We start from the raw sequence: 21,257 nt of genomic DNA on the forward strand, positions 1-21,257 counted from the left end.
GAAGCCGATCTCATCCTCGCCGCTGCGACCGATTCTGAAGGAGTCGGGGCGGCTGTCATGAATCGACTATTGAAAGCGGCAGACGGAAAACGGTTCGATGGATAAGTCGATAGCGAATCATTTTCCAAGGTAAGCCTCACTATACAACAGCAAATCGGATATGAATGACCTCCTAAACATGCGCATAAGATGGATGGATGCGGAAGTTGGGAGGTCAATTCATTGTTGGAAATATTCGCTGCAAGCGTCACGACAATCGATGTCGTCGTTGTATTATCGTTGCTCCAATTGCGGAAGGGAAGACTCGTTCTCGCGCTATGGGTTGCATTTCTGAACATGGTGCTGCCTTTCGTAGGTTTCGTCATGGGGGATTGGTCCGCCGAGCTTTTTTCGGTATGGAGCCATCTGCTGTCGGGTGTCCTGCTTGCGTTGATCGGAATACACATGCTGCTGCACGACGATGATAACAACCTGCTGAAACGGCATCTCCATCCGGCAATCATTGCGCTCGCCGTCAGTTTGGATACCTTTTCCGTAAGTGTTTCTTTCGGCATGCTCCAGTTGAATAAAATGTTGTTCATCTTCGCCACGGGATTCCTTTCATTCCTATTTTCTTGCCTCGCTCTTTATTTCGGAAGATTTTTGAGCATCAAGAACGGTAGGCTGCTCCGCATTATTGCCGGCTCGGCTTTATTGATCATGGGGATATTGTCATGTTTTTGATGAATTTATCTATTTCTTTCTTCACGGCTATCAGGTATTCTAAAGGTAGGTGATCATGAATGAATATTTATTTTATTTGCACAGGGAATACATGCAGGAGTCCAATGGCGGAGGCGATTCTCCGTTCAAAGGCGATAGCGGGCGTTGCAGTCCGGTCAGCTGGAGTGAGTGCGGTTGATGGTTTGCCGATTTCAACGAACGCCAAGACGCTTATCGAAGAGGCGGGTTTGCCATATACGCCGGTGTCCAATGCGATTACAGTGGAGGAGCTGGAATGGGCGGATCTCGTGTTGACGATGACGATGTCGCATAAGGCGGTTCTGTTGCATTCATTCCCGGAAGTTGAAGCGAAGACATTTACACTGAAAGAGTACGCAACGTCCGGAGAATTCGGAGATGTGCATGATCCGTACGGAGGCAGCCTTGCTACCTACCGTACAACATTTGACGAACTGGGCACATTGATCGATCGATTGAAGATGAAGCTGACGGAGGATGGGGCATGAAGAAGAAATTTGGTTTGCGTAAAAAATTGGTTTTATTCGTTACGGTGCTTGCGATTGTCACGTATTCGACGAGCGCTTTGTTCATCAACTATATCCGGCCGGAGTTCTTTCCGAATATCCAACCGTTTGTATTTGAGATCAGTACATATGCATTAGGAATCATTTGGTCAGGTATTTTGGCGGCATTATTCAGCACGATTTTGACGAAGCCGCTACAAAATTTGGAGAAAGCTGCGATCGAAGTGGCAGACGGGAAAATCGGCACGGACATCGAGCTGCCGAAGTCGTCTGATGAAATCCGCTCCGTTGCAGAAGCGTTCCAGCAGCTCGTCGTTAATTTGCGGACGATCGTCGCGGAAATCGAGACGAACTTCGAGAAGACGGCGCAAACGGTCGACCGATTATCGGGTGAGACAAGCAGTGCGGCATCACAGGCGGACGCGGTCGCTTCGACGATCATGGAAATTTCTTCGGGTGCGGAAGCTTCAGCAGTCGCAATCCAGGAAACAGCCGAGGCGATCGAGGATGTGCGGATGCTTGCCGCAGAAGTGAGCAGCCGTGCGGAAGATTCGTCCGAACAATCGAAAGAGATGCTTGCGGAACTTGAGCGCACGACAGACGTGTTCCGGACGCTCGTCAAAGGGATCCGTGACATGTCCAATCAAAGTGAGCAGTCGCTTGGCACAATCCGTGAACTCGACCAAAATGCACAGAAGATCGGCGAAATCGTCCAACTCGTCGGCAGCATCGCCGGCCAGACGAATCTCCTTGCGTTGAATGCGTCCATTGAGGCAGCGCGTGCAGGCGAGCATGGAAAAGGATTTGCAGTCGTCGCAGAGGAAGTCCGTGTACTCGCGGATGAAAGTGCGAAAGCAGTATATAGCATCGACGAACTCGTGAAAATGATCCAGTCCGACGTATCGAAAGTCGTGAAGGAAATGGAAAAGCAAGTGAGCACAGCTGCAAACGAAGCGAACCGCGCCGATGCAACGAGCGGAAACGTCGAAGCGATGGCGGAAAAAGTGAACGGCATGGCCGATTCCGTCGTCAAAATTTCGGAGCTCGTGGAACACCAGTTATCGAATATCGAAACGACCGCCATGCAATCGCAGGAAGTCGCGGCAATCGCGGAAGAAACATCTGCAGGCGCTGAAGAAGTTCGTGCCGCAACCGAAGAGCAAGTGAAATCGATCGAGCAGACAGATCTGATGGCAAGCCAGTTGAAGAAGCAATCAGAAAATCTGTATAAAGTCATCAGCCAGTTTGATCGTTCCTAAACGTTATCGATTATTTCCCGGCGGATATCGTTCATTTGCGGCGGGATATCGATTATTTCCGACATATATCGATCATTTCCCAAGAGTTATTGTCATTTTGTGACCTTTGACCTATCAGGCGGCTATCCAAAACGCGGATCAATCCATAAATTGGTCGCCCCATAACGCGTCAAATGCTTTTGGCCAATAGAAGCCCTTCATAATTCATTTCACAGCCCGAAATAGTCATGCGGGGCTGTGTTTTTTTATGGAACAATGGTAAAATGACTTGTGAGTAAATTAAGAAAAGAGGGGACGCAATGAAAATCGCAATCTCTTCGGATCATGGCGGCAACCGTCTGCGCCATGAAATCATGGACTTGTTATCGGAACTCGGATTGGAGTATGAAGACTTCGGTCCGGACTCCGATGAATCGGTCGATTATCCGGATTACGCCAAACCTGTAGCGACCGGCGTCGCAAGCGGCAAGTTCGACAGGGGCATCCTCATTTGCGGAACAGGGATCGGTATGTCGATCGCTGCGAATAAAGTGAAAGGGATCCGTTGTGCACTCGTCCACGACGTTTTCAGCGCGAAGGCGACGAGAGGGCATAACGATTCGAATATCCTTGCCATGGGAGAGCGAGTCATCGGACCTGGCTTGGCACGGGAAGTGGCGACAGCATGGCTCGACACTTCATTTGAAGGCGGCCGCCATGAGCGCCGCGTCGCCAAATTGTCAGAGCTCGAAAATTAAGTGAGGTGAGCAAGACAATGGATGATGTACTGAATTTATGGAAGCTTCAGCTTGAACAGCTGCTATCGGAAATGGCGGAGCAGACAACATTCACGCCGGGGACATTCTTCGTCGTCGGCTGCTCGACTTCCGAAATCGCTGGCAAACGGATCGGAACGGGCGGCGCACTTGAAGTTGCGGAAGTCTTGTTCGGTCCTTTGCAAGCGTTCGCGAAAAAACATAATCTACAGTTGGCATTCCAAGGCTGCGAACACATTAACCGCGCCTTGACGATCGAACGCAAAGCCGCGGATAAAGCGGGTCTAGACACCGTATCCGTCATTCCGGCGGTACATGCCGGCGGATCGATGTCCACATACGCGTTTGAGCATTTGCAAGACGCTGTCGTCGTCGAATCCATCCGCGCGCATGCGGGAATCGACATCGGCCAGACGCTGATCGGTATGCATCTGAAGCCGGTCGCTGTCCCACTGCGCACGTCCATCAATAAAATCGGGGATGCAATCGTAACCGTTGCGACAACCCGGCCGAAATTGATCGGCGGCGAGCGGGCGATTTATCAACGACAGATGGAAGACTGATTTTCATTCTACAAAGACATAATTTCAGAAAAGGGGAAATGGAATCATGGATTTAAGCAATGTGAAACGTGAAGATACAGCTGTTTACGAAGCAATCATGGCGGAAAAGAATCGTCAGAACGCCAACATCGAATTGATCGCATCCGAAAACTTCGTGACAGAAGCGGTCATGGAAGCACAAGGCTCTTATTTAACAAACAAATACGCGGAAGGCTATCCGGGCAAGCGCTATTACGGCGGATGCGAACACGTCGATGTCGTTGAAAACATCGCGCGCGACCGTCTGAAAGAAATCTTCGGCGCAGCTTACGCAAACGTGCAAGCCCATTCCGGTGCGCAAGCGAATATGGCAGTCTATTTCACAATCCTTGAACCGGGCGACACTGTCCTCGGCATGAACCTTTCCCACGGCGGACACTTGACGCACGGCAGCCCGGTGAACTTCTCGGGCAAGCTGTACAATTTCGTCGAGTACGGCGTCAGCAAAGAGGACGAGCGTATCGATTACGAAGACGTCCGTCAAAAAGCGATTGAGCACAAGCCGAAATTGATCGTTGCCGGAGCAAGCGCATATCCACGCGAAATCGACTTCGCGAAATTCCGTGAAATCGCCGATGCAGTCGGCGCGTACTTGATGGTTGACATGGCGCATATCGCAGGCCTCGTAGCAGTAGGCGAGCATCCGAATCCGGTACCGCATGCGCACTTCGTCACATCAACGACGCATAAGACATTGCGCGGACCGCGTGGCGGCTTGATCCTCGTGAACGAAGAGTTCGCTGAAGAATTCGGACGCAAGATCGACAAGACGATCTTTCCTGGCATCCAAGGCGGTCCGCTCATGCACGTCATCGCTGCAAAAGCGGTTGCATTCGGCGAAGCTCAAAAGCCTGAGTTTAAATCGCATATCCAGCAAGTGAAGAAAAATGCTGTTGCACTTGCGGAATCCTTGATGACTGAAGGTGTCGACATCGTTTCAGGCGGAACAGACAACCACTTGCTGCTCATCAACTTGAAATCACTCGGCATCACAGGCAAGATCGCTGAACACGTCCTCGACGAAGTCGGCATCACTGTGAACAAGAACACAATTCCATTCGACACGGAAAGCCCATTCGTCACATCCGGCATCCGTATCGGAACACCGGCCGTCACAACACGCGGCTTCAAAGAGGAAGAGATGAAGGAGATCGGCTCCATCATTGCAAACCTCTTGAAAAACCACGAAGACGAATCGTCGAAAGCGGAAGCTGCAGAGCGCGTCAAAGCATTGACAGACCGTTTCCCGTTGTATGCGTAACTCATAAATTGGTATCCCCGCTCTCTGTGCGAGAGCGGGGATTTTCAATTCTAAACCAGCTCTCGCGCTCAAGAATCCTGCCCGCGCGCTCAACAATCTGCCTTAGCCGAAGTGCATGTAGTTTGTCAAAAGTATTTAGCGCAACGAAAAGTTTTCCTGTCATCTAAAGCTCACCGCGACCCCTTCCAAATCATTTCAATCACGCATAAATCGCAAAACCCACGCAAAACCGCCGCCAATCACGTATAAATCGCAATACCCACGCAAAACCGCTTCCAATCACGCATAAATCAGAATTCCCACGCATAAACCTCTGCAAATCCGCATAAATCACAAAATCCACGCATAACCGACATTATCCGTATTCCCAATGTAGAAATCGACATGTTTCTGTTATAATGTACAGGACATTCCGAAAAGGAGCGATTAGCAATGGCAAAAGTACATGTATTCGATCATCCGCTTATCCAGCATAAATTGACACATATCCGCGACGTGAACACGGGAACGAAGGAATTCCGCGAGCTCGTCGACGAAGTGGCGACATTGATGGCGTATGAAATTACCCGCGACCTTCCGTTAACGGAAGTGGAAGTGGAAACACCGGTCCAGACCGCAAAATCCAATGTGTTGGCAGGCAAGAAAATCGGGATCGTACCGATTCTGCGCGCAGGCATCGGCATGGTCGATGGCATCTTGAACTTGATTCCTGCAGCGAAAGTCGGACATATCGGCTTATTCCGCGACCCGGAAACACTGCAGCCGCATGAGTATTTCGTAAAACTTCCTTCCGACGTATCGGAGCGTGAATTCATTCTTGTCGACCCGATGCTGGCAACAGGCGGCACAGCGGTGGAGGCAGTGAATTCATTGAAAAAACGGGGAGCGAAAAACATCCGCTTCATGTGTTTGATTGCAGCTCCTGAAGGCGTAAAGGTGTTTACGGAAGCACATCCTGATATCGATGTGTACATCGCTGCATTGGATGAAAAATTGAACGAACATGGATATATCGTTCCAGGCCTCGGCGACGCAGGGGACCGCCTATTCGGTACAAAATAAGTACGCGATTAAACTAAGAACGAAATAATGGGGAAGGCGTGAATGGATTGAAACGGAAATGGAAAGTGATGACGATTTTCGGTACGCGGCCGGAAGCGATTAAAATGGCGCCGCTCGTACTCGAACTGCAAAAGCATCCCGAGGAGATCGAATCGATCGTCACGGTGACTGCACAGCATCGTCAAATGCTCGACCAAGTTTTGCATGCATTCAACATCACACCAACATATGATTTGAACATCATGAAAGATCGGCAGACGCTCATCGATGTCGCGACCCGCGGATTGGAAGGGCTTGACAAGATCATGAGGGAAGCGCAGCCTGATATCGTGCTCGTCCATGGCGATACATCGACGACATTCATCGGCAGCCTTGCCGCGTTTTACAATAAAATCGCGGTCGGCCACGTCGAGGCGGGACTCCGCACATGGGATAAATTCTCCCCATACCCGGAGGAAATGAACCGTCAGCTGACGGGCATCCTTGCCGACCTTCATTTCTCGCCGACCGAAAAGTCCGCGCAAAACCTATTGAATGAAGGAAAACAGGAAGACCGGATCTACATTACGGGGAACACGGCGATTGACGCGCTACAGACGACGGTGCGGGATGATTATCATCATCCGATCCTCGACCGAATCGGCGACGACCGGCTCATCCTTCTCACCGCGCATCGCCGCGAAAACTTGGGTGAACCGATGCGCAATATGTTCCGGGCCATCAATCGGATCCTCGAAAAGCATCCGGACACGCAAGTCATCTATCCGGTCCATATGAATCCGGCTGTGCGTGAAGTGGCTGATGAAATCCTTGGCTCGAACAAGCGGGTCCATCTGATTGAACCGCTCGAAGTCGTCGATTTCCACAACTTTGCGGCGCGTTCGCATATCATTCTGACCGACTCGGGAGGCATTCAGGAAGAAGCGCCGTCGCTCGGCAAACCGGTCATCGTCCTCCGCGACACGACGGAACGTCCGGAAGGCATCGAAGCAGGTACATTGAAGCTTGCCGGAACGGATGAAGATACGATCTTCAATCTGGCAGACACGCTTCTATCTGATGAAGCGGAATATAGCACAATGGCAAAGGCGTCCAATCCATACGGAGATGGCCATGCCTCCGAAAGAATTGTCAACGCATTGAAGGAATATCTTTCCATGGTAGACTAACATGAAGTGAAGCGTTTGTGCATTTTGCACAACGTATGCACATTTAACAAAAAAACACGTAAATGCACGCCAGTGAGGGGTTTTTCCATCGGTTCTAACTGAGGGAAATCCCTCATTTGATTATTGTGAAATATTAGTCTGTGCAAATATGTCTATTATTTGACAACATGAAGACTTTGTGAAGAATTTCACGGGAATCAATTGACATCAAAATGCCCCTATTGTATGCTAACAAAGGGTAAGAATGATAGGGATTCATACATATGATAAACGCCTAAGCGATAAGCTTCATGGCGATTCTATCATCCTTTACTGGACGTCGTTCCACGAAGCCCCATGAGCGTGCTCGATGGCAACGCCTCCTGGTGGTCAGTTGCTTGCGGCGATTCACATACTATACTAGGTTCCGACATTTTTCGGAGTCTCTATCGGTACAAGCCCTAATAAGGGAAACGGCTAAAACCGTTTGGCACGCCCATTGTACACCCGCCTCTTTTCGAAATCGCCAGACCCGGAAAATACGAATCAGGAGAATCACCCATCATGCATACATTGCGACACATTTATAATAGGCAGAAGAAAGCGCTCTTTTTTTTGCTCGCATTGTTTGTCATTGGATGGGCTTTTAGCGACTTCAGACCGTTTTTCGCGGGAATGATCTTAGGTTCCTTGTTCGGACTGTATAATTTTTGGATTCTTGTCCGTAGAATGGAAAGATTTGATCAGAACATTTCGGAGGGGAAAGCAACAAAGTCAATCGGAGGGACCGCATTGCGATTCGGATCCGGTGTGGCTGCGGCAGCCATTGCGCTGTCGATGCCGGAGAAATTCGATCTGATCGGTACAGTGGTTGGACTGATGATTCCATACGTTCTATTGCTGGTAGACAGAATCGTAGTCCACGTCAAGCATTTCTAAACTGACACGCATAAGGGAGGTGAACGAAACGTGAACCATGGAAATCCGGATAATATAGTTATACTCGGATTAAACTTTAACCCGTCAAACATACTCATGCTCTTTGTCACATGTCTAGTCGTATTCATCATTGCCGTCCTTTCGACGCGCAATTTGCAAATTAAACCGACAGGCATGCAGAACTTCATGGAATGGGTCATGGATTTCGTCAAAGGGATCATTAAGAACAATATGGACTGGAAAACAGGCGGACGATTCCACGTACTCGGAATCACCTTGATCATGTTCGTTTTCGTTGCAAACATGCTCGGTCTTCCGTTTTCAATCCAATGGAAAGGTGAGCTTTGGTGGAAATCACCGACAGCGGATCCCGTCATCACATTGACACTCGCTGCAATGGTTGTTATCTTAACCCATTACTATGGCGTAAAACAACTCGGAACGAAAGGTTACTTCAAAACGTACCTTCAACCGATGCCATTCCTAGCACCGCTTAAAATCATCGAAGAATTTGCAAACACATTGACACTCGGTCTGCGTCTTTACGGTAACATCTTTGCGGGAGAGATCCTAATCGGACTTCTTGCGACACTCGGGGCTGGAAGTGCATTCGGTCTTATCGGAGCAGTCATCCCGTCACTTGCTTGGCTAGGTTTCTCAGTCTTCATCGGAGCAATCCAAGCATTCATCTTCGTTATGTTAACGATGGTCTACATGGCGCATAAAGTCCAAACAGATCATTAAACATATATTGCCCCTTAATAGGGTTAGTAAACAAACAATAAAAAAACAAGAAATTTTAGGAGGAAAATACACTATGGGTCTTTTAGCAGCAGCACTTGCAGTAGGTTTAGGTGCACTTGGAGCAGGTATCGGTAACGGTTTGATCGTTTCTAAAACAGTAGAAGGTATCGCTCGTCAACCAGAAGCACGCGGTATGCTTCAAACAACAATGTTCATCGGGGTAGCGTTAGTTGAGGCCCTTCCGATCATCGCGACAGTTATCGCGTTCATCGTTATGAACAAATAATCGATACACAGTTTTAAATGGCGAAGAACGCGGCATACTGCCCTTCGCCATTCATTTATGTAACAACTGACGTTTGAAATCGTAATTTGAAGTTGAAAATTAAGAATGACGTTCTTTCTATACAATATCGAAAATTGACATGAGCTCTTGAAGGGAGTGAAACAATCGTGTTAGGAAACACCTTCATCCTATTGTCCGCAAGCGGCGGAGGATTTTTGTCATCATTGAATAATCCAAATGGCTTGAATCTAGGCGACATCATCGTCACAGTACTATTCTTCACGATCCTCATGGTTCTACTCAAAAAGTTCGCATGGGGCCCACTTATGGGCATAATGGATCAACGTGCAGAATTGATTGCAAATGAAATTGAAGCAGCTGAAAACAGCCGCTTGGAATCTCAAAAGCTTTTGGAAGAACAACGTGCTCTTTTGAAAGAGGCGCGTGACAGTGCACAATCGATTGTTGAAAATGCACGTAAGCAAGGTGAAACACAACGTGAAGAGCTGATGACAGCAGCGCGTGCAGAAGTGAACCGGATGAAAGAAGCCGCTACACTTGAAATCGCGACAGAGAAAGAAAAAGCAGTTGCAGCTGTCCGCGAAGAATTCGTTTCGCTTTCAATCTTGGCGGCATCTAAAGTACTTGGGAAGGAAATCTCCGAGGAAGACAACCGTGCTTTGATTGAAGAAACGATTGTGAAGGCAGGCGAAAGCCGATGAGTAACTCGGTCGTAGCAAAACGCTATGCAACAGCACTATTCGAACTAGCTCAACAACATGGACAAACCGGTTCAATTCAGGAAGAAATGAAAGAATTGAAGAAGGCGTTCCATGACAATAAAGACATTGGTGAACTAATGGCTTCTCCGAAGTTATCATCAGCGAAGAAGAAGGAAATAATTGCAAACATTTTCAAAGGTGTGAATCCGCTCGTATTGAATGCGTTATATGTATTGCTTGATGCGAAGCGCATGGATGAAGCGCAAAATGTTTTTGATGAGTTTCTCGGACTTGCGGATGATGCTGCGGGAATCGCGGAAGCGAAAGTGTACTCGACGCGTCCATTGACGGAGCAAGAGACGAATGCTCTTTCGGCAACTTTTGCACAAAAGGTCGGCAAACATTCTTTACGCATTGAAAATATCATCGATCCTAGCCTAATTGGGGGCGTTCGCCTTCAAATCGGCAATCAGATTTACGACAGCAGCTTGAGCGCGAAGCTCGACAAGTTGCAACGTAAATTGATTGGATCCTAATTTGAAATTGAGGGGTGACATACATGAGCATCAAAGCTGAAGAAATCAGCACGCTGATAAAGCAGCAGATTGAAAACTATCAGTCTGAGATGGAAGTAAGCGAAGTCGGTACGGTTATCAAAATCGGTGACGGTATCGCTCTTGCTCATGGCCTCGACAACGTCATGGCCGGAGAGCTTCTTGAGTTCTCTACAGGTGTCATGGGTATGGCGCAAAACTTGGAAGCGAACAACGTTGGTATCGTTATCCTAGGACCATACACAGACATTAAAGAAGGCGATGAAGTACGTCGGACTGGCCGTATTATGGAAGTTCCTGTCGGTGAGGAATTGATTGGACGCGTTGTGAATCCGCTTGGCTTGCCGGTAGATGGATTGGGTCCAATCGCAACGACAAAAACTCGTCCAATCGAAAGTCCTGCACAAGGCGTCATGGCACGTAAATCCGTTCATGAGCCACTACAAACAGGCATCAAGGCGATCGATGCACTTGTACCGATCGGCCGTGGACAGCGTGAATTGATCATCGGTGACCGCCAAACAGGTAAAACGACTGTCGCAATCGATACAATTCTTAACCAAGCTGACCAAGATATGATCTGTATCTATGTAGCAATCGGACAAAAAGAATCTACAGTGCGTGGGGTTGTTGAAACACTTCGTAAAAACGGCGCGCTTGACTACACAATCGTTGTAACGGCGTCTGCTTCACAACCGGCACCTCTTCTATACCTTGCACCATATACAGGAGTAACAATGGGTGAAGAATTCATGTTCCAAGGCAAGCACGTCCTTGTTGTCTATGATGATCTTTCAAAACAAGCGGCTGCTTACCGTGAACTTTCCTTGCTACTTCGCCGTCCTCCAGGCCGTGAAGCTTACCCTGGTGACGTTTTCTACTTGCACTCCCGTCTACTCGAGCGTGCTGCGAAGTTGAACGATACATTGGGCGCAGGTTCAATTACTGCCCTTCCATTCGTTGAAACACAAGCTGGGGACATCTCCGCTTACATTCCAACGAACGTTATTTCCATCACGGATGGACAGATCTTCTTGCAATCGGATCTATTCTTCTCGGGAGTACGTCCAGCGATCAACGCCGGTCTTTCCGTATCCCGTGTTGGTGGTTCCGCGCAAATTAAGGCGATGAAAAAGGTTGCGGGTACACTCCGTCTTGACCTTGCAGCATACCGTGAGCTTGAAGCGTTCGCGCAATTCGGCTCCGACCTTGACGCTGCAACAAAAGCGAAACTTGACCGCGGAGCGCGCACAGTTGAAGTTCTGAAACAAGACTTGAACAAGCCGTTGAAAGTCGAATACCAAGTAGTCATCCTTTATGCATTGACACGCGGACTTCTAGACGACGTCGCTGTACAAGATATCCTTCGTTTCGAAGCTGAGATTACAAGCTGGCTTGAGTCAAACCACACTGAAGTGTTTGATCATATCCGTACGACAAAAGACCTTCCGTCTGATGAAGTGATGAAAGATGCGATCAACGCATTCAAGAAGAACTTCGTACCGTCCGAATAACTTAATTCAGCAAAACCTTGCTGAATTAAGTTAAGCCTCCGGCGGATGTCACAGATTTTTAGAGGAAGTTTTCGAGCAAGCTCGAAAAAATCTGGACGCAATTACGCCGAGGCGTAATTGATTGGATTGGATTTTGATCTAACTAAACAATAAGGTGGTGAATTGCCAGTGGTATCATTACGCGATATTGAAAACCGTATTAAATCGACAAAGAAGACGAGTCAGATTACGAAAGCGATGCAGATGGTGTCGGCTTCCAAATTGAACCGTGCGGAGTTGAATGCGAAAGCGTTCGTCCCTTACATGGAAAAGATTCAGGAAGTGGTCGGCGCCATTGCAAGCGCGACGAGCGACTCCGGACATCCGATGCTCGTAAGCCGTCCAGTGAAGAAGACCGCATATATCATCGTATCTTCGGACCGCGGTCTCGTAGGGGGCTACAACGCGAACATTTTCCGTGCGGCCAGACGCTCGATCGAGCAGCGCCATGCATCGAAGGATGACGTGAAAATCGTCGCAATCGGACGCAAAGGCCTGGAGTTCTTCAACCGTCTCGGGTATAACGTCGTTGAAAGCCTCGTCGGCGTATCGGACCACCCTTCTTTCGAGGAAATAAAAACAATCGCGAATCGAGCTGTTGGCATGTTCACAGAAGGCGAATTCGATGAAGTGTACTTGTATTACAGTCACTACATCTCCGCCATCTCCAGTGAAGTGACGGAAAAGAAATTGCTTCCGCTCACGGACCTTTCATCAGCGTCAGCGCTTGTATCGTATGAGTTTGAGCCTTCCGCGGAAGCGATTCTTGAAACGCTTCTTCCGCAATACGCGGAAAGCCTCATCTACGGAGCAGTGCTTGATGGAAAAGCGAGCGAACATGCTTCCAGTATGACAGCGATGAAGACTGCTACAGATAATGCAGGAGAGTTGATCGATTCACTGAGTCTTCAATTCAACCGTGCACGCCAAGCAGCAATTACGCAAGAAATCACTGAAATCGTCGGCGGAGTTGCCGCACTCGAATAAGCATTTTGAACGGGAAAAGTAAGACAGGAGGGAAAAGCATGAGTAACGGACAAATACTTCAAGTTATGGGTCCAGTCGTTGACGTTAAATTCGAAAACGGTCAACTTCCAGAAATCTATAATGCTTTGAAGGTCCAAATCCAACGTCCGAACGCGGAAGCAGAAACGTTGACACTTGAAGTCGCACTCCACCTTGGGGACGACTCGGTGCGCACGATTGCAATGTCATCCACGGATGGCCTTCAACGTGGCGCTACAGTTACAGATACTGGCGCAGCGATTTCGGTTCCAGTCGGCGATGTGACACTTGGACGTGTATTCAACGTACTTGGAGAAATCATCGACCTTGGAGAGGAAGTTCCGGTAGCAGAACGCCGCGACCCGATTCACCGTCTGGCTCCAAAATTCGAAAACCTTTCAACGAAAGTTGAAATCCTTGAAACAGGTATTAAAGTTGTCGACTTGCTTGCACCATACATCAAAGGTGGTAAAATCGGCCTCTTCGGTGGTGCCGGTGTAGGTAAGACCGTTTTGATCCAGGAATTGATCAACAACATCGCACAAGAACACGGTGGTATTTCCGTATTCGCCGGTGTTGGTGAGCGTACGCGTGAAGGAAACGACTTGTTCTATGAAATGACGGATTCCGGCGTTATCAACAAAACGGCGATGGTATTCGGACAAATGAACGAGCCTCCTGGCGCACGTATGCGTGTTGCTTTGACTGGTTTGACAATGGCTGAATATTTCCGTGACGAACAAGGCGCGGACGTTCTATTGTTCATTGACAATATTTTCCGCTTCACTCAAGCAGGTTCTGAAGTATCCGCACTTCTTGGCCGTATGCCATCTGCCGTTGGTTACCAACCGACGCTTGCAACTGAGATGGGTCAGCTTCAAGAGCGTATCACTTCTACTAACGTAGGTTCTGTTACATCGATCCAAGCGATCTACGTACCGGCCGATGACTATACGGACCCGGCTCCGGCTACGACTTTCGCTCACTTGGACGCAACGACGAACCTTGAGCGTAAACTTTCTGAAATGGGTATTTACCCTGCGGTTGACCCGCTTGCTTCCACTTCACGCGCACTTAGCCCTGAAATCGTCGGCGAAGAGCATTACGAAGTGGCACGTCAAGTACAAACGACATTGCAACGTTACCGTGAGCTTCAAGATATCATCGCGATCCTCGGTATGGATGAGCTTAGCGAAGACGACAAACTAGTTGTAGGACGCGCACGCCGCATCCAATTCTTCCTATCACAAAACTTCCACGTTGCTGAGCAATTTACAGGGCAGCCAGGTTCTTACGTGCCGGTTGCTGAAACTGTTCAAGGCTTCAAGGAAATATTGGATGGCCGTTATGACCATCTTCCGGAAGATGCATTCCGTCTCGTCGGCCGCATCGAAGAAGTTATCGAAAAAGCGAAAAGCATGGGCGTAGAGGTCTAATACAGGATCAGGAGGGAAACAAATGAAGACAATTAAAGTCAATATCGTCACTCCCGACGGACCTGTTAGTGAAACTGAAGCGGATATGGTGATCGCCGCCACGGAAACTGGTGAAATCGGGATCCTTCCCGGCCATATCGCAATGGTTGCACCACTCGAAATCGGTGCCCTTCGCCTGAAAAAAGGAAACTCGACTGAAAATGTCGCCGTCCATGGCGGGTTCATCGAAGTTCGTCCGGATGTTGTCACCGTTTTAGCGCAACATGCAGAGCTTGCTTCCGAAATCGACATCGACCGCGCCAAACGCGCAGCGAAACGTGCGGAACAAGAACTACAAGCAAAAACTGACAAACTTGATGCTCAATTGGTGGAACTCGACCTCAAACGGGCCATCAACCGAATCAACGTTTACGAATCGAAATAATAGCTTTGACTGGTTGGCGGGCAGAGGGAGTCTTTCTTCTGCCCGCGTTTTTTATTAAATGGAAAATTGCGCTTATTTAGGTTCTACCATGAACAGAGTACTTTGCGGATTAATGAGAATGTAAAGCGCAAGAACGAGGACACTTCATTGTGTAATGAGAACTCTGCAAGGAGTAAAGAGAACCATGAGCGTAATAACGAGAACTCCTAACCAGCTATAAAAAGGAGGCAGGACTATGAATGACGTTTTTGCACATAACCCGATGCTTGCCATCATCTCGCATATTTTCTTCATCGGCCTGTCATTTTATGCACTGCAATCGATCATGCCGGAAAAAATCATCAAAAAGCACCACGTTTTTCAAGCGCAATTGCTCTTTATTTTATTGAGTTTTGCAATCGGTTCGACCGTATCAAATTTCTTTTTGGACATATCCTATTGGTCAGGAAGGATTCCCACAATGTTCAATTGACATTGTTTGGTCGAATGAAAATCGGGTACATAGTCATTAGGCTATCGGCTCAGTCATAACGGCTCACGTGCCACTGGATCCATGTCATCGCCGCGTTTACATACGGATGTGAATGGGGCGATGGCATGAAATGAAAAATGTTTACTTTCCGATAACTTTTGGGAATTAAACAAGTGACGAACGACAAATGCCTACCTAGGAAAGTACACAAATCGACAAATGGGTACATATTATAGACTATCTTGGAGATAGACGGGAAAATAGCTCTGTGGTTACTTGTTTAATAATGTAGAGCATTGTAGAATAGTATGTGTTTTTATGTTTAATTTATGACGAAAAAAATCAAAAGTAAAGAAAATATTATGGCAAACAGAAATATTATGGCAAACAGTATAAATTTTTGAGTCGGAGGGGCTTTTTGTGGACAAAATAATTATTAACGGTGGACGCGTTCTTCACGGCAACGTGCGTGTAGAAGGCGCTAAAAATGCGGTGTTGCCAATCTTGGCTGCTGCATTGCTTGCGTCGGACGGTCCCAACATCATACGCGATGTGCCTAATCTGTCGGACGTCTCCACGATCAACGAAGTAGTCAAGAGCCTGAACGCGAAGGTCGACTACGATTCCGGAAGCGGTCAAGTGATTATTGATTCGACTGAACAGCTTGCAAGCGAAGCACATTTTGAATATGTACGAAAAATGCGTGCGTCAATTTTGGTTATGGGGCCATTGCTCGCGCGCAACGGTTTTGCACGCGTAGCTTTACCTGGAGGATGTGCGATCGGCTCGAGGCCGATTGATCAGCATCTGAAAGGATTCGAAGCGATGGGCGCTGAGATTACATTTGGACATGGACATGTCGAAGCGAAAGCGGAGAACGGTCTAAAAGGCGCGAAGATCTATTTGGACTTCCCAAGCGTCGGTGCAACGGAAAATATCATGACAGCTGCAGCATTGGCAAAAGGGACGACAATTATCGAAAACGCGGCGAAAGAGCCGGAAATTGTCGATTTAGCAAACTTCATTAATGAAATGGGCGGAAGAGTGATCGGCGCGGGTACGGATGCAATCCGGATCGAAGGCGTTGAGAAGCTGCACGGGACGATCCACCATATTATCCCGGACCGCATTGAAGCAGGCACATTCATGGTTGCTGCGGCAATCACGGGCGGTGACGTTACAATTGAAAACGCCGTACCTGAACATAACGCGGCGTTAATTTCCAAGCTTGGCGAAATGGGCGTCATTATCACTGAATTGGACGAAGGCTTACGCATTCAGGCGAAGCATCCGTTGAAAGCGGTCGATCTGAAAACGATGCCGCACCCCGGATTCCCGACAGACATGCAATCACAAATGATGGCATTGATGCTGACGGCATCCGGAACGGGAGTGCTCACAGAAACGGTATTCGAAAACCGCTTCATGCACGTCGAAGAATTCCGCCGCATGAACGCGAGCGTTAAAATCGAAGGACGCTCCGTCATCATCTCAGGACCATCCGATTTGCAAGGTGCAGAAGTTGCGGCGACGGACTTGCGCGCAGCAGCTGCTCTTATCTTGGCAGGCCTCGTAGCGGAAGGCGTCACACGTGTAACGGAACTGGATCATTTGGACCGTGGCTATGTTGATTTCCATAAGAAATTAAAAGCGCTTGGTGCAGACATCGAACGCGTTTCCACCGAAGAAAAGAAAACAGAGAAGCAACTCGTGTAATCGTACTTATCATACTTTTAACAGAAGCTTCCATACCAGACACTGCTCCTTGTCATATCGACGAGGGGCAGTTTTTTTGAATGAAATGGGAGGCTGCAACATACAATCGAATATGGACAAACTACTAGCCGTTTTATTCATCGTACTACTATTTTTCATCCCCATCCTTATGAAGACGACACCGGTCGAACCCGAGAAAAACGTTGCAATGGAAGATCCTTGCGCAATCTATATTACGGTGGAAGGAGTGGACAAGCCTTTGCCGCTTGAGGAATATGTCATTGGGGTCGTCGCCGGCGAAATGCCGATAGACTTCCACGACGAAGCCTTAAGGGCACAAGCGATTGCGGCTCGGACCTATGTACTGCGGAACACGGATGGCGGCAAGAAGCCGATCGAGGCGACCGTCTCCGCCCAAGTGTACAAAACCGCAGCGGAACGGAAAGAACGCTGGGGAAAGAAGTTCAAGCAAAATGAGAAGAAGCTTCGTGAAATAGTCGAGACAACTGCGGGAGACACGATCGTGTATGGTGATGAAATGATTACCGCGATGTTTTTTTCGACATCAAATGGGAAGACTGAAACTGCACAAAACTATAGCGGGAACCCGATTCCGTATTTGCAGAGCGTCGAAAGTCCAGGGGAGGAAGTCGTCGCTGCAGAGGTGGAGCGGCGCATCGAAATGCCGATCATGAAGTGGAATGAAGCGCTAGAATCCGATTGGAAAGCAGATCGATTCAAAAGCCTTAAGCTCGTCCGCAATCAAACGGGCCGTGTACAAAAAGCCGTCTCCACAGAGTTCGTAATGAACGGACGCGAAATGCGGGAAGCACTTGGACTAGCTTCCACGGACTTCAATATCGCCTACGACGTCACTAACGAGATCGTTATCATTACGACAAAGGGATACGGTCATGGGGTCGGCATGAGCCAATACGGCGCTGAAGCCTTCGCCCAGAAAGGATGGACTGCTGAAAACATACTGACCTACTATTATTCCGGCACGGCAATAAAAAAGTTTGAAGTAGATGAATCTGAATGTTTAAAAACACCAACACTTGCAAACAATAGCAAGTGAGGTGATGATAATGCGAGAAGAAAAACCGAAATCCCCTTCTCAGAAGAATAAGAGTCAGAAGAATAGATGGTTCTGGCCTTCCATCTATGCAGGTATTGCGATCGTCTTCGTCGGCATGATTTGGGGCTATAATGCCTTCATCCAAAAAGGTCCGAACGAAACGGCTGATGTCGCAACAGATCCGAATGCTCCACCGCTCGTCGAAACAAACGCTTCATCAGAAGTACTCAAATTCCCTTTCAACGAGGACCAACTTGACAACGTGGCCATTATACAAGAGTACTATGATACAGAAGCCGATGAAGAATCACGTGAAAACGCACTGCTTGTCTTCAATCAAACGTACAAGACCAACACAGGCATCTCGATCTCAATGGATGGCCAACCATTTGAAGTCGTCGCAGCTCTTAGCGGAACAGTGAAAGAAGTTGTTTTAGATCAATTCCAAGGCGGCGAAGTCACAATCGAACACGCCAACGGAATGACAACACTCTACGGCTCCTTGACCGGCATCCTCGTCAAAGAAGGCGATGAAGTCGTCCAAGGCCAATCACTCGCCACCGCCACAAGCAACGAATGGAATGCCACAGCCGGCACACATCTGCATTTCGAAGTGCACAAAGACGGCAACCCAATCAACCCACGCTCAATGCTAGGATTCTAATCAACCCAGCCACTCTTCGTTACGAGAGTGGCTTTTTTTATTGAGCGCAACCGCGGAAATTTCTAGTTACGTTGCCACGCTTGATCGCGCTACGTGGTTTTTGCAAATAGAGGGGTTTGAGTAAAGGTCCATTCTTTGCTCCTGAGGGTCCAATCTAATCGTTCCAAGGTCCATTCTTTTCCGCAAGGGTCCATTCCTCGCGTTCCAAGGTCCATTCTTTTTCATCTCGGGTCCATTTAATCGAAAATCGTACACCGCGTCATGCATCTGAGCAATAACCATGTCAACATTTCCAACAAGTTACGTCAGACTATTCCAAATTCCGAAAGTACAAGCTACAATGGATGCGAGGTGATGAAGTGTTAATGAAACAACGGAAAAAGAATTTGGAAATTGACGGTCTACTCGCTCTGGACAAACGGTTGAGAAAGGGGGATAAAGATAGATTAAAGATTGAAGAACGGCTTTATAACCTACAAGCCGGCTTCGGTGATGCGATATTGCACGACGTCACACTTTGTTAAGATAATATATTCTTTCAAATGGATTTAGTATTGATCACACCCGCATTTATTGTCATATCAGAAGTGAAAAACCTGGCAGAAAAAATAGTAGTCAACTCCAATCCATTTCAATTTATCAAAGAATATCCTGACGGAAAGCGCCAGCCCTTAAAAAATCCGATTGTTGAATTGGAACGCAAAATCTATCTTTTTGAAAACTGGTTAAAAAAACGAAAAATAGAAATACCTATAAAAGGAATTGTCGCATTCGCATATAATAACGAATTAAACATAGAGGAAACTCCAAGTATGGACATCATGTTTACCTACGAAGTTGCCGCACACTTTAGATCGTTGCCGGTTACCAAAGAAATTCTGAACAAGCCGGAAATCCACTCAATCGCAAGAAAAATTGCGAATAGCCACCAAGAATACAATCCGTTTCCTTTAATTAAGAGATTTGATATTCAGCCAGCGCATATATTACCAGGCGTTATTTGTCCGACATGCAATCATTTGCCTATGATATGGATGCAAAAAAAGTGGATTTGCCACCCTTGCGGATACGCAGGAAAGAATGATCATGAGAGTGCTTTGAAAGACTGGTCAATGTTAATAAAGAACAGTATTACAAACAGGGAGTTTCGCTATTTCACGCAGCTGGAAAATCGCAATACCGCTAAAAAATTGCTCGCGAGATCACCTATCGAGCTACAAGGACTAGGTCGATCTTCTAAATATGCAATTATCTTGGAACACTTTAACCAAATAGAAGGAAGGCAAAAGAGTCTCTATTAACAATGGTACGCTTATTTAACCAAAGCGTTTAAATGTCAAAGGCATTTGGCGCGATTCGTCTCTGGTCGGGGAAGCTAAAGAATACCGCGGGAATTCCATGAACCTCACCCTTAAATAGAATAACCAGACCACTCCCATCACCCTTAGACATAACTGCCGCCGTTGCCGCATAGAATAAAGGAAGAAACGGAGCTGACAGGAAAGGAAGAGGGCGTGCACGAGCAAATTCGGAGGCGATGCGTGCGCCTCGGCAAAATGTTGCTGGACACTGGACTTACCGTACGGGCGCTGGCGAAATCGACGGGCTATTCGAAAAGCACGGTTCACAAGGATTTGACGGAGCGGCTGCCGAATGTTGACGTAGAGCTGTCTGAAGAAGTCGCCAAAATACTTGCCTATCATAAGTCTGTCAGACATTTAAGAGGCGGTGAAGCAACACGGATGAAATGGAAAAATGAAAATAAGAAAGCCCGCAACACGTGACGGGAATAGACGGGGACGCTACCATCCTTGCAGGAAGGCGGACACCCTGTCTTTTCGCATGCAAAAAAACCAGTCAGACAGCCGAAAAAAAACGAATAATTGAGAGCTAAATGTTTTATGAATATACATATGCCTTTTAGAGTGGAATGAAAAAGAACTAGGTAAAAAAGGTTGCCGAAGAAGAGACTTCCTAAAAAGGTCTGTAAAAAAACTCCATTCGACACCGTTTTGCAAACCATGATTTTCTGCATGAAAAAATGCAAAATACCTGTCAATATTTGTGTTCTTTAAAGAGTCATTATGGTACAATCTATAGTTAGGAGAATAGACGATCGAACTGAAGTTGGAAGGGGAAAACGGGATTGATGTTTGCAAAGGATATCGGAATCGACCTAGGGACTGCGAATGTGTTGATTCACGTAAAAGGGAAAGGCATCGTTCTAGACGAGCCGGCAGTCGTTGCAATCGACAAACATACAAACAAAGTATTGGCGGTTGGCGAAGAAGCGAGTAAAATGGTAGGAAGGACGCCGGGCAACATCATTG

General features: G+C 47.6%; 26 protein-coding genes. All 26 read left to right on the forward strand.

Annotation, left to right across the window (positions count from 1 at the left end; all coding sequences use genetic code 11):
• On the forward strand, nt 1–105 hold a 105-nt coding region (locus AWV70_RS24775), incomplete at its 5' end, for a Sua5 family C-terminal domain-containing protein (RefSeq protein ID WP_235588722.1).
• 117 nt (nt 106–222) lie between these two features.
• Nucleotides 223–723, forward strand: coding sequence for a manganese efflux pump MntP family protein (locus tag AWV70_RS16605; RefSeq protein WP_060209493.1), 501 nt, complete (start codon nt 223–225; stop codon nt 721–723).
• Between the two features lie 59 nt (nt 724–782).
• Complete coding sequence (locus tag AWV70_RS16610; protein WP_060209495.1) at nt 783–1,229, forward strand: low molecular weight protein arginine phosphatase; 447 nt, start codon at nt 783–785, stop codon at nt 1,227–1,229.
• On the forward strand, nt 1,226–2,506 hold the full coding sequence (locus AWV70_RS16615) for a methyl-accepting chemotaxis protein (RefSeq protein WP_060209497.1): 1,281 nt from the start codon (nt 1,226–1,228) through the stop codon (nt 2,504–2,506). The genes AWV70_RS16610 and AWV70_RS16615 overlap by 4 nt, the downstream gene beginning before the upstream one ends.
• 299 nt (nt 2,507–2,805) lie before the next feature.
• Nucleotides 2,806–3,243, forward strand: coding sequence for a ribose 5-phosphate isomerase B (gene rpiB, locus AWV70_RS16620; RefSeq protein ID WP_060209499.1), 438 nt, complete (start codon nt 2,806–2,808; stop codon nt 3,241–3,243).
• 17 nt (nt 3,244–3,260) lie between these two features.
• Complete coding sequence (locus AWV70_RS16625; protein ID WP_060209501.1) at nt 3,261–3,824, forward strand: TIGR01440 family protein; 564 nt, start codon at nt 3,261–3,263, stop codon at nt 3,822–3,824.
• A 46-nt stretch (nt 3,825–3,870) separates the two neighbouring features.
• Nucleotides 3,871–5,124 carry a serine hydroxymethyltransferase gene (gene glyA, locus AWV70_RS16630; RefSeq protein ID WP_060209503.1) on the forward strand — a complete coding sequence of 418 codons (1,254 nt, stop codon included), beginning with the start codon at nt 3,871–3,873 and terminating at the stop codon, nt 5,122–5,124.
• 432 nt (nt 5,125–5,556) lie between these two features.
• On the forward strand, nt 5,557–6,186 hold the full coding sequence (upp, locus tag AWV70_RS16635; protein ID WP_060209505.1) for a uracil phosphoribosyltransferase: 630 nt from the start codon (nt 5,557–5,559) through the stop codon (nt 6,184–6,186).
• Nucleotides 6,187–6,254: 68 nt separating this feature from the next.
• Complete coding sequence (wecB, locus tag AWV70_RS16640; protein WP_060209547.1) at nt 6,255–7,355, forward strand: non-hydrolyzing UDP-N-acetylglucosamine 2-epimerase; 1,101 nt, start codon at nt 6,255–6,257, stop codon at nt 7,353–7,355.
• A 543-nt stretch (nt 7,356–7,898) separates the two neighbouring features.
• Nucleotides 7,899–8,273 carry an ATP synthase subunit I gene (locus AWV70_RS16645; RefSeq protein ID WP_060209507.1) on the forward strand — a complete coding sequence of 125 codons (375 nt, stop codon included), beginning with the start codon at nt 7,899–7,901 and terminating at the stop codon, nt 8,271–8,273.
• Between the two features lie 30 nt (nt 8,274–8,303).
• Nucleotides 8,304–9,017 (forward strand): F0F1 ATP synthase subunit A, encoded by a 714-nt coding sequence (atpB, locus tag AWV70_RS16650; protein WP_060209509.1) that lies wholly within the window; start codon nt 8,304–8,306, stop codon nt 9,015–9,017.
• A 73-nt stretch (nt 9,018–9,090) separates the two neighbouring features.
• Nucleotides 9,091–9,303, forward strand: a complete 213-nt coding sequence (gene atpE, locus AWV70_RS16655; RefSeq protein ID WP_060209511.1) for a F0F1 ATP synthase subunit C — start codon at nt 9,091–9,093, stop codon at nt 9,301–9,303.
• A gap of 191 nt (nt 9,304–9,494) precedes the next feature.
• A complete protein-coding gene (gene atpF, locus AWV70_RS16660) occupies nt 9,495–10,025 on the forward strand; it encodes a F0F1 ATP synthase subunit B (protein WP_235588723.1) in 531 nt (176 codons plus the stop codon).
• Complete coding sequence (locus AWV70_RS16665) at nt 10,022–10,561, forward strand: F0F1 ATP synthase subunit delta (RefSeq protein WP_060209513.1); 540 nt, start codon at nt 10,022–10,024, stop codon at nt 10,559–10,561. The genes atpF and AWV70_RS16665 overlap by 4 nt, the downstream gene beginning before the upstream one ends.
• Nucleotides 10,562–10,584: 23 nt before the next feature.
• On the forward strand, nt 10,585–12,093 hold the full coding sequence (gene atpA, locus AWV70_RS16670) for a F0F1 ATP synthase subunit alpha (RefSeq protein ID WP_060209515.1): 1,509 nt from the start codon (nt 10,585–10,587) through the stop codon (nt 12,091–12,093).
• Nucleotides 12,094–12,261: 168 nt separating this feature from the next.
• Entirely contained in the window at nt 12,262–13,119 is an 858-nt protein-coding gene (gene atpG / locus AWV70_RS16675; RefSeq protein ID WP_060209517.1) for an ATP synthase F1 subunit gamma, read from the forward strand.
• A 38-nt stretch (nt 13,120–13,157) separates the two neighbouring features.
• Nucleotides 13,158–14,573, forward strand: coding sequence for a F0F1 ATP synthase subunit beta (gene atpD, locus AWV70_RS16680; protein WP_060209518.1), 1,416 nt, complete (start codon nt 13,158–13,160; stop codon nt 14,571–14,573).
• A 22-nt stretch (nt 14,574–14,595) separates the two neighbouring features.
• The gene (locus AWV70_RS16685; RefSeq protein ID WP_060209520.1) at nt 14,596–14,997 is read left to right on the forward strand and encodes a F0F1 ATP synthase subunit epsilon; all 402 of its coding nucleotides are present in this window, start codon (nt 14,596–14,598) and stop codon (nt 14,995–14,997) included.
• Between the two features lie 235 nt (nt 14,998–15,232).
• On the forward strand, nt 15,233–15,469 hold the full coding sequence (locus AWV70_RS16690; protein WP_060209522.1) for a DUF1146 family protein: 237 nt from the start codon (nt 15,233–15,235) through the stop codon (nt 15,467–15,469).
• A 420-nt stretch (nt 15,470–15,889) separates the two neighbouring features.
• Entirely contained in the window at nt 15,890–17,185 is a 1,296-nt protein-coding gene (gene murA, locus AWV70_RS16695) for a UDP-N-acetylglucosamine 1-carboxyvinyltransferase (protein WP_060209524.1), read from the forward strand.
• 85 nt (nt 17,186–17,270) lie between these two features.
• Nucleotides 17,271–18,263, forward strand: coding sequence for a stage II sporulation protein D (spoIID, locus tag AWV70_RS16700; RefSeq protein WP_235588724.1), 993 nt, complete (start codon nt 17,271–17,273; stop codon nt 18,261–18,263).
• 10 nt (nt 18,264–18,273) lie between these two features.
• On the forward strand, nt 18,274–18,927 hold the full coding sequence (locus tag AWV70_RS16705) for a M23 family metallopeptidase (RefSeq protein WP_082713672.1): 654 nt from the start codon (nt 18,274–18,276) through the stop codon (nt 18,925–18,927).
• A 365-nt stretch (nt 18,928–19,292) separates the two neighbouring features.
• Nucleotides 19,293–19,451, forward strand: coding sequence for a hypothetical protein (locus AWV70_RS23900; protein WP_160327678.1), 159 nt, complete (start codon nt 19,293–19,295; stop codon nt 19,449–19,451).
• Nucleotides 19,452–19,469: 18 nt separating this feature from the next.
• Nucleotides 19,470–20,228 carry a nuclease-related domain-containing protein gene (locus AWV70_RS16715; protein WP_082713673.1) on the forward strand — a complete coding sequence of 253 codons (759 nt, stop codon included), beginning with the start codon at nt 19,470–19,472 and terminating at the stop codon, nt 20,226–20,228.
• Nucleotides 20,229–20,441: 213 nt separating this feature from the next.
• Nucleotides 20,442–20,711, forward strand: coding sequence for a sporulation transcriptional regulator SpoIIID (locus AWV70_RS16720; RefSeq protein ID WP_060209534.1), 270 nt, complete (start codon nt 20,442–20,444; stop codon nt 20,709–20,711).
• A gap of 365 nt (nt 20,712–21,076) precedes the next feature.
• On the forward strand, nt 21,077–21,257 hold a 181-nt coding region (locus AWV70_RS24780; RefSeq protein WP_414714844.1), incomplete at its 3' end, for a rod shape-determining protein.

The sequence above is a fragment of the Sporosarcina koreensis genome, from assembly GCF_001531445.1.
GTDB lineage: Bacteria > Bacillota > Bacilli > Bacillales_A > Planococcaceae > Sporosarcina > Sporosarcina koreensis_C.

Coding starts and splice junctions, on each gene's coding strand:
- AWV70_RS16610 (WP_060209495.1), top strand. CDS start 783: ATGAATATTTATTTTATTTGCACAGGGAATACATGCAGGAGTCCAATG.
- AWV70_RS16615 (WP_060209497.1), top strand. CDS start 1,226: ATGAAGAAGAAATTTGGTTTGCGTAAAAAATTGGTTTTATTCGTTACG.
- rpiB (WP_060209499.1), top strand. CDS start 2,806: ATGAAAATCGCAATCTCTTCGGATCATGGCGGCAACCGTCTGCGCCAT.
- AWV70_RS16625 (WP_060209501.1), top strand. CDS start 3,261: ATGGATGATGTACTGAATTTATGGAAGCTTCAGCTTGAACAGCTGCTA.
- glyA (WP_060209503.1), top strand. CDS start 3,871: ATGGATTTAAGCAATGTGAAACGTGAAGATACAGCTGTTTACGAAGCA.
- upp (WP_060209505.1), top strand. CDS start 5,557: ATGGCAAAAGTACATGTATTCGATCATCCGCTTATCCAGCATAAATTG.
- wecB (WP_060209547.1), top strand. CDS start 6,255: ATGACGATTTTCGGTACGCGGCCGGAAGCGATTAAAATGGCGCCGCTC.
- AWV70_RS16645 (WP_060209507.1), top strand. CDS start 7,899: ATGCATACATTGCGACACATTTATAATAGGCAGAAGAAAGCGCTCTTT.
- atpE (WP_060209511.1), top strand. CDS start 9,091: ATGGGTCTTTTAGCAGCAGCACTTGCAGTAGGTTTAGGTGCACTTGGA.
- AWV70_RS16665 (WP_060209513.1), top strand. CDS start 10,022: ATGAGTAACTCGGTCGTAGCAAAACGCTATGCAACAGCACTATTCGAA.
- atpA (WP_060209515.1), top strand. CDS start 10,585: ATGAGCATCAAAGCTGAAGAAATCAGCACGCTGATAAAGCAGCAGATT.
- atpD (WP_060209518.1), top strand. CDS start 13,158: ATGAGTAACGGACAAATACTTCAAGTTATGGGTCCAGTCGTTGACGTT.
- AWV70_RS16685 (WP_060209520.1), top strand. CDS start 14,596: ATGAAGACAATTAAAGTCAATATCGTCACTCCCGACGGACCTGTTAGT.
- AWV70_RS16690 (WP_060209522.1), top strand. CDS start 15,233: ATGAATGACGTTTTTGCACATAACCCGATGCTTGCCATCATCTCGCAT.
- spoIID (WP_235588724.1), top strand. CDS start 17,271: ATGGGAGGCTGCAACATACAATCGAATATGGACAAACTACTAGCCGTT.
- AWV70_RS16705 (WP_082713672.1), top strand. CDS start 18,274: ATGCGAGAAGAAAAACCGAAATCCCCTTCTCAGAAGAATAAGAGTCAG.
- AWV70_RS23900 (WP_160327678.1), top strand. CDS start 19,293: ATGAAACAACGGAAAAAGAATTTGGAAATTGACGGTCTACTCGCTCTG.
- AWV70_RS16715 (WP_082713673.1), top strand. CDS start 19,470: ATGGATTTAGTATTGATCACACCCGCATTTATTGTCATATCAGAAGTG.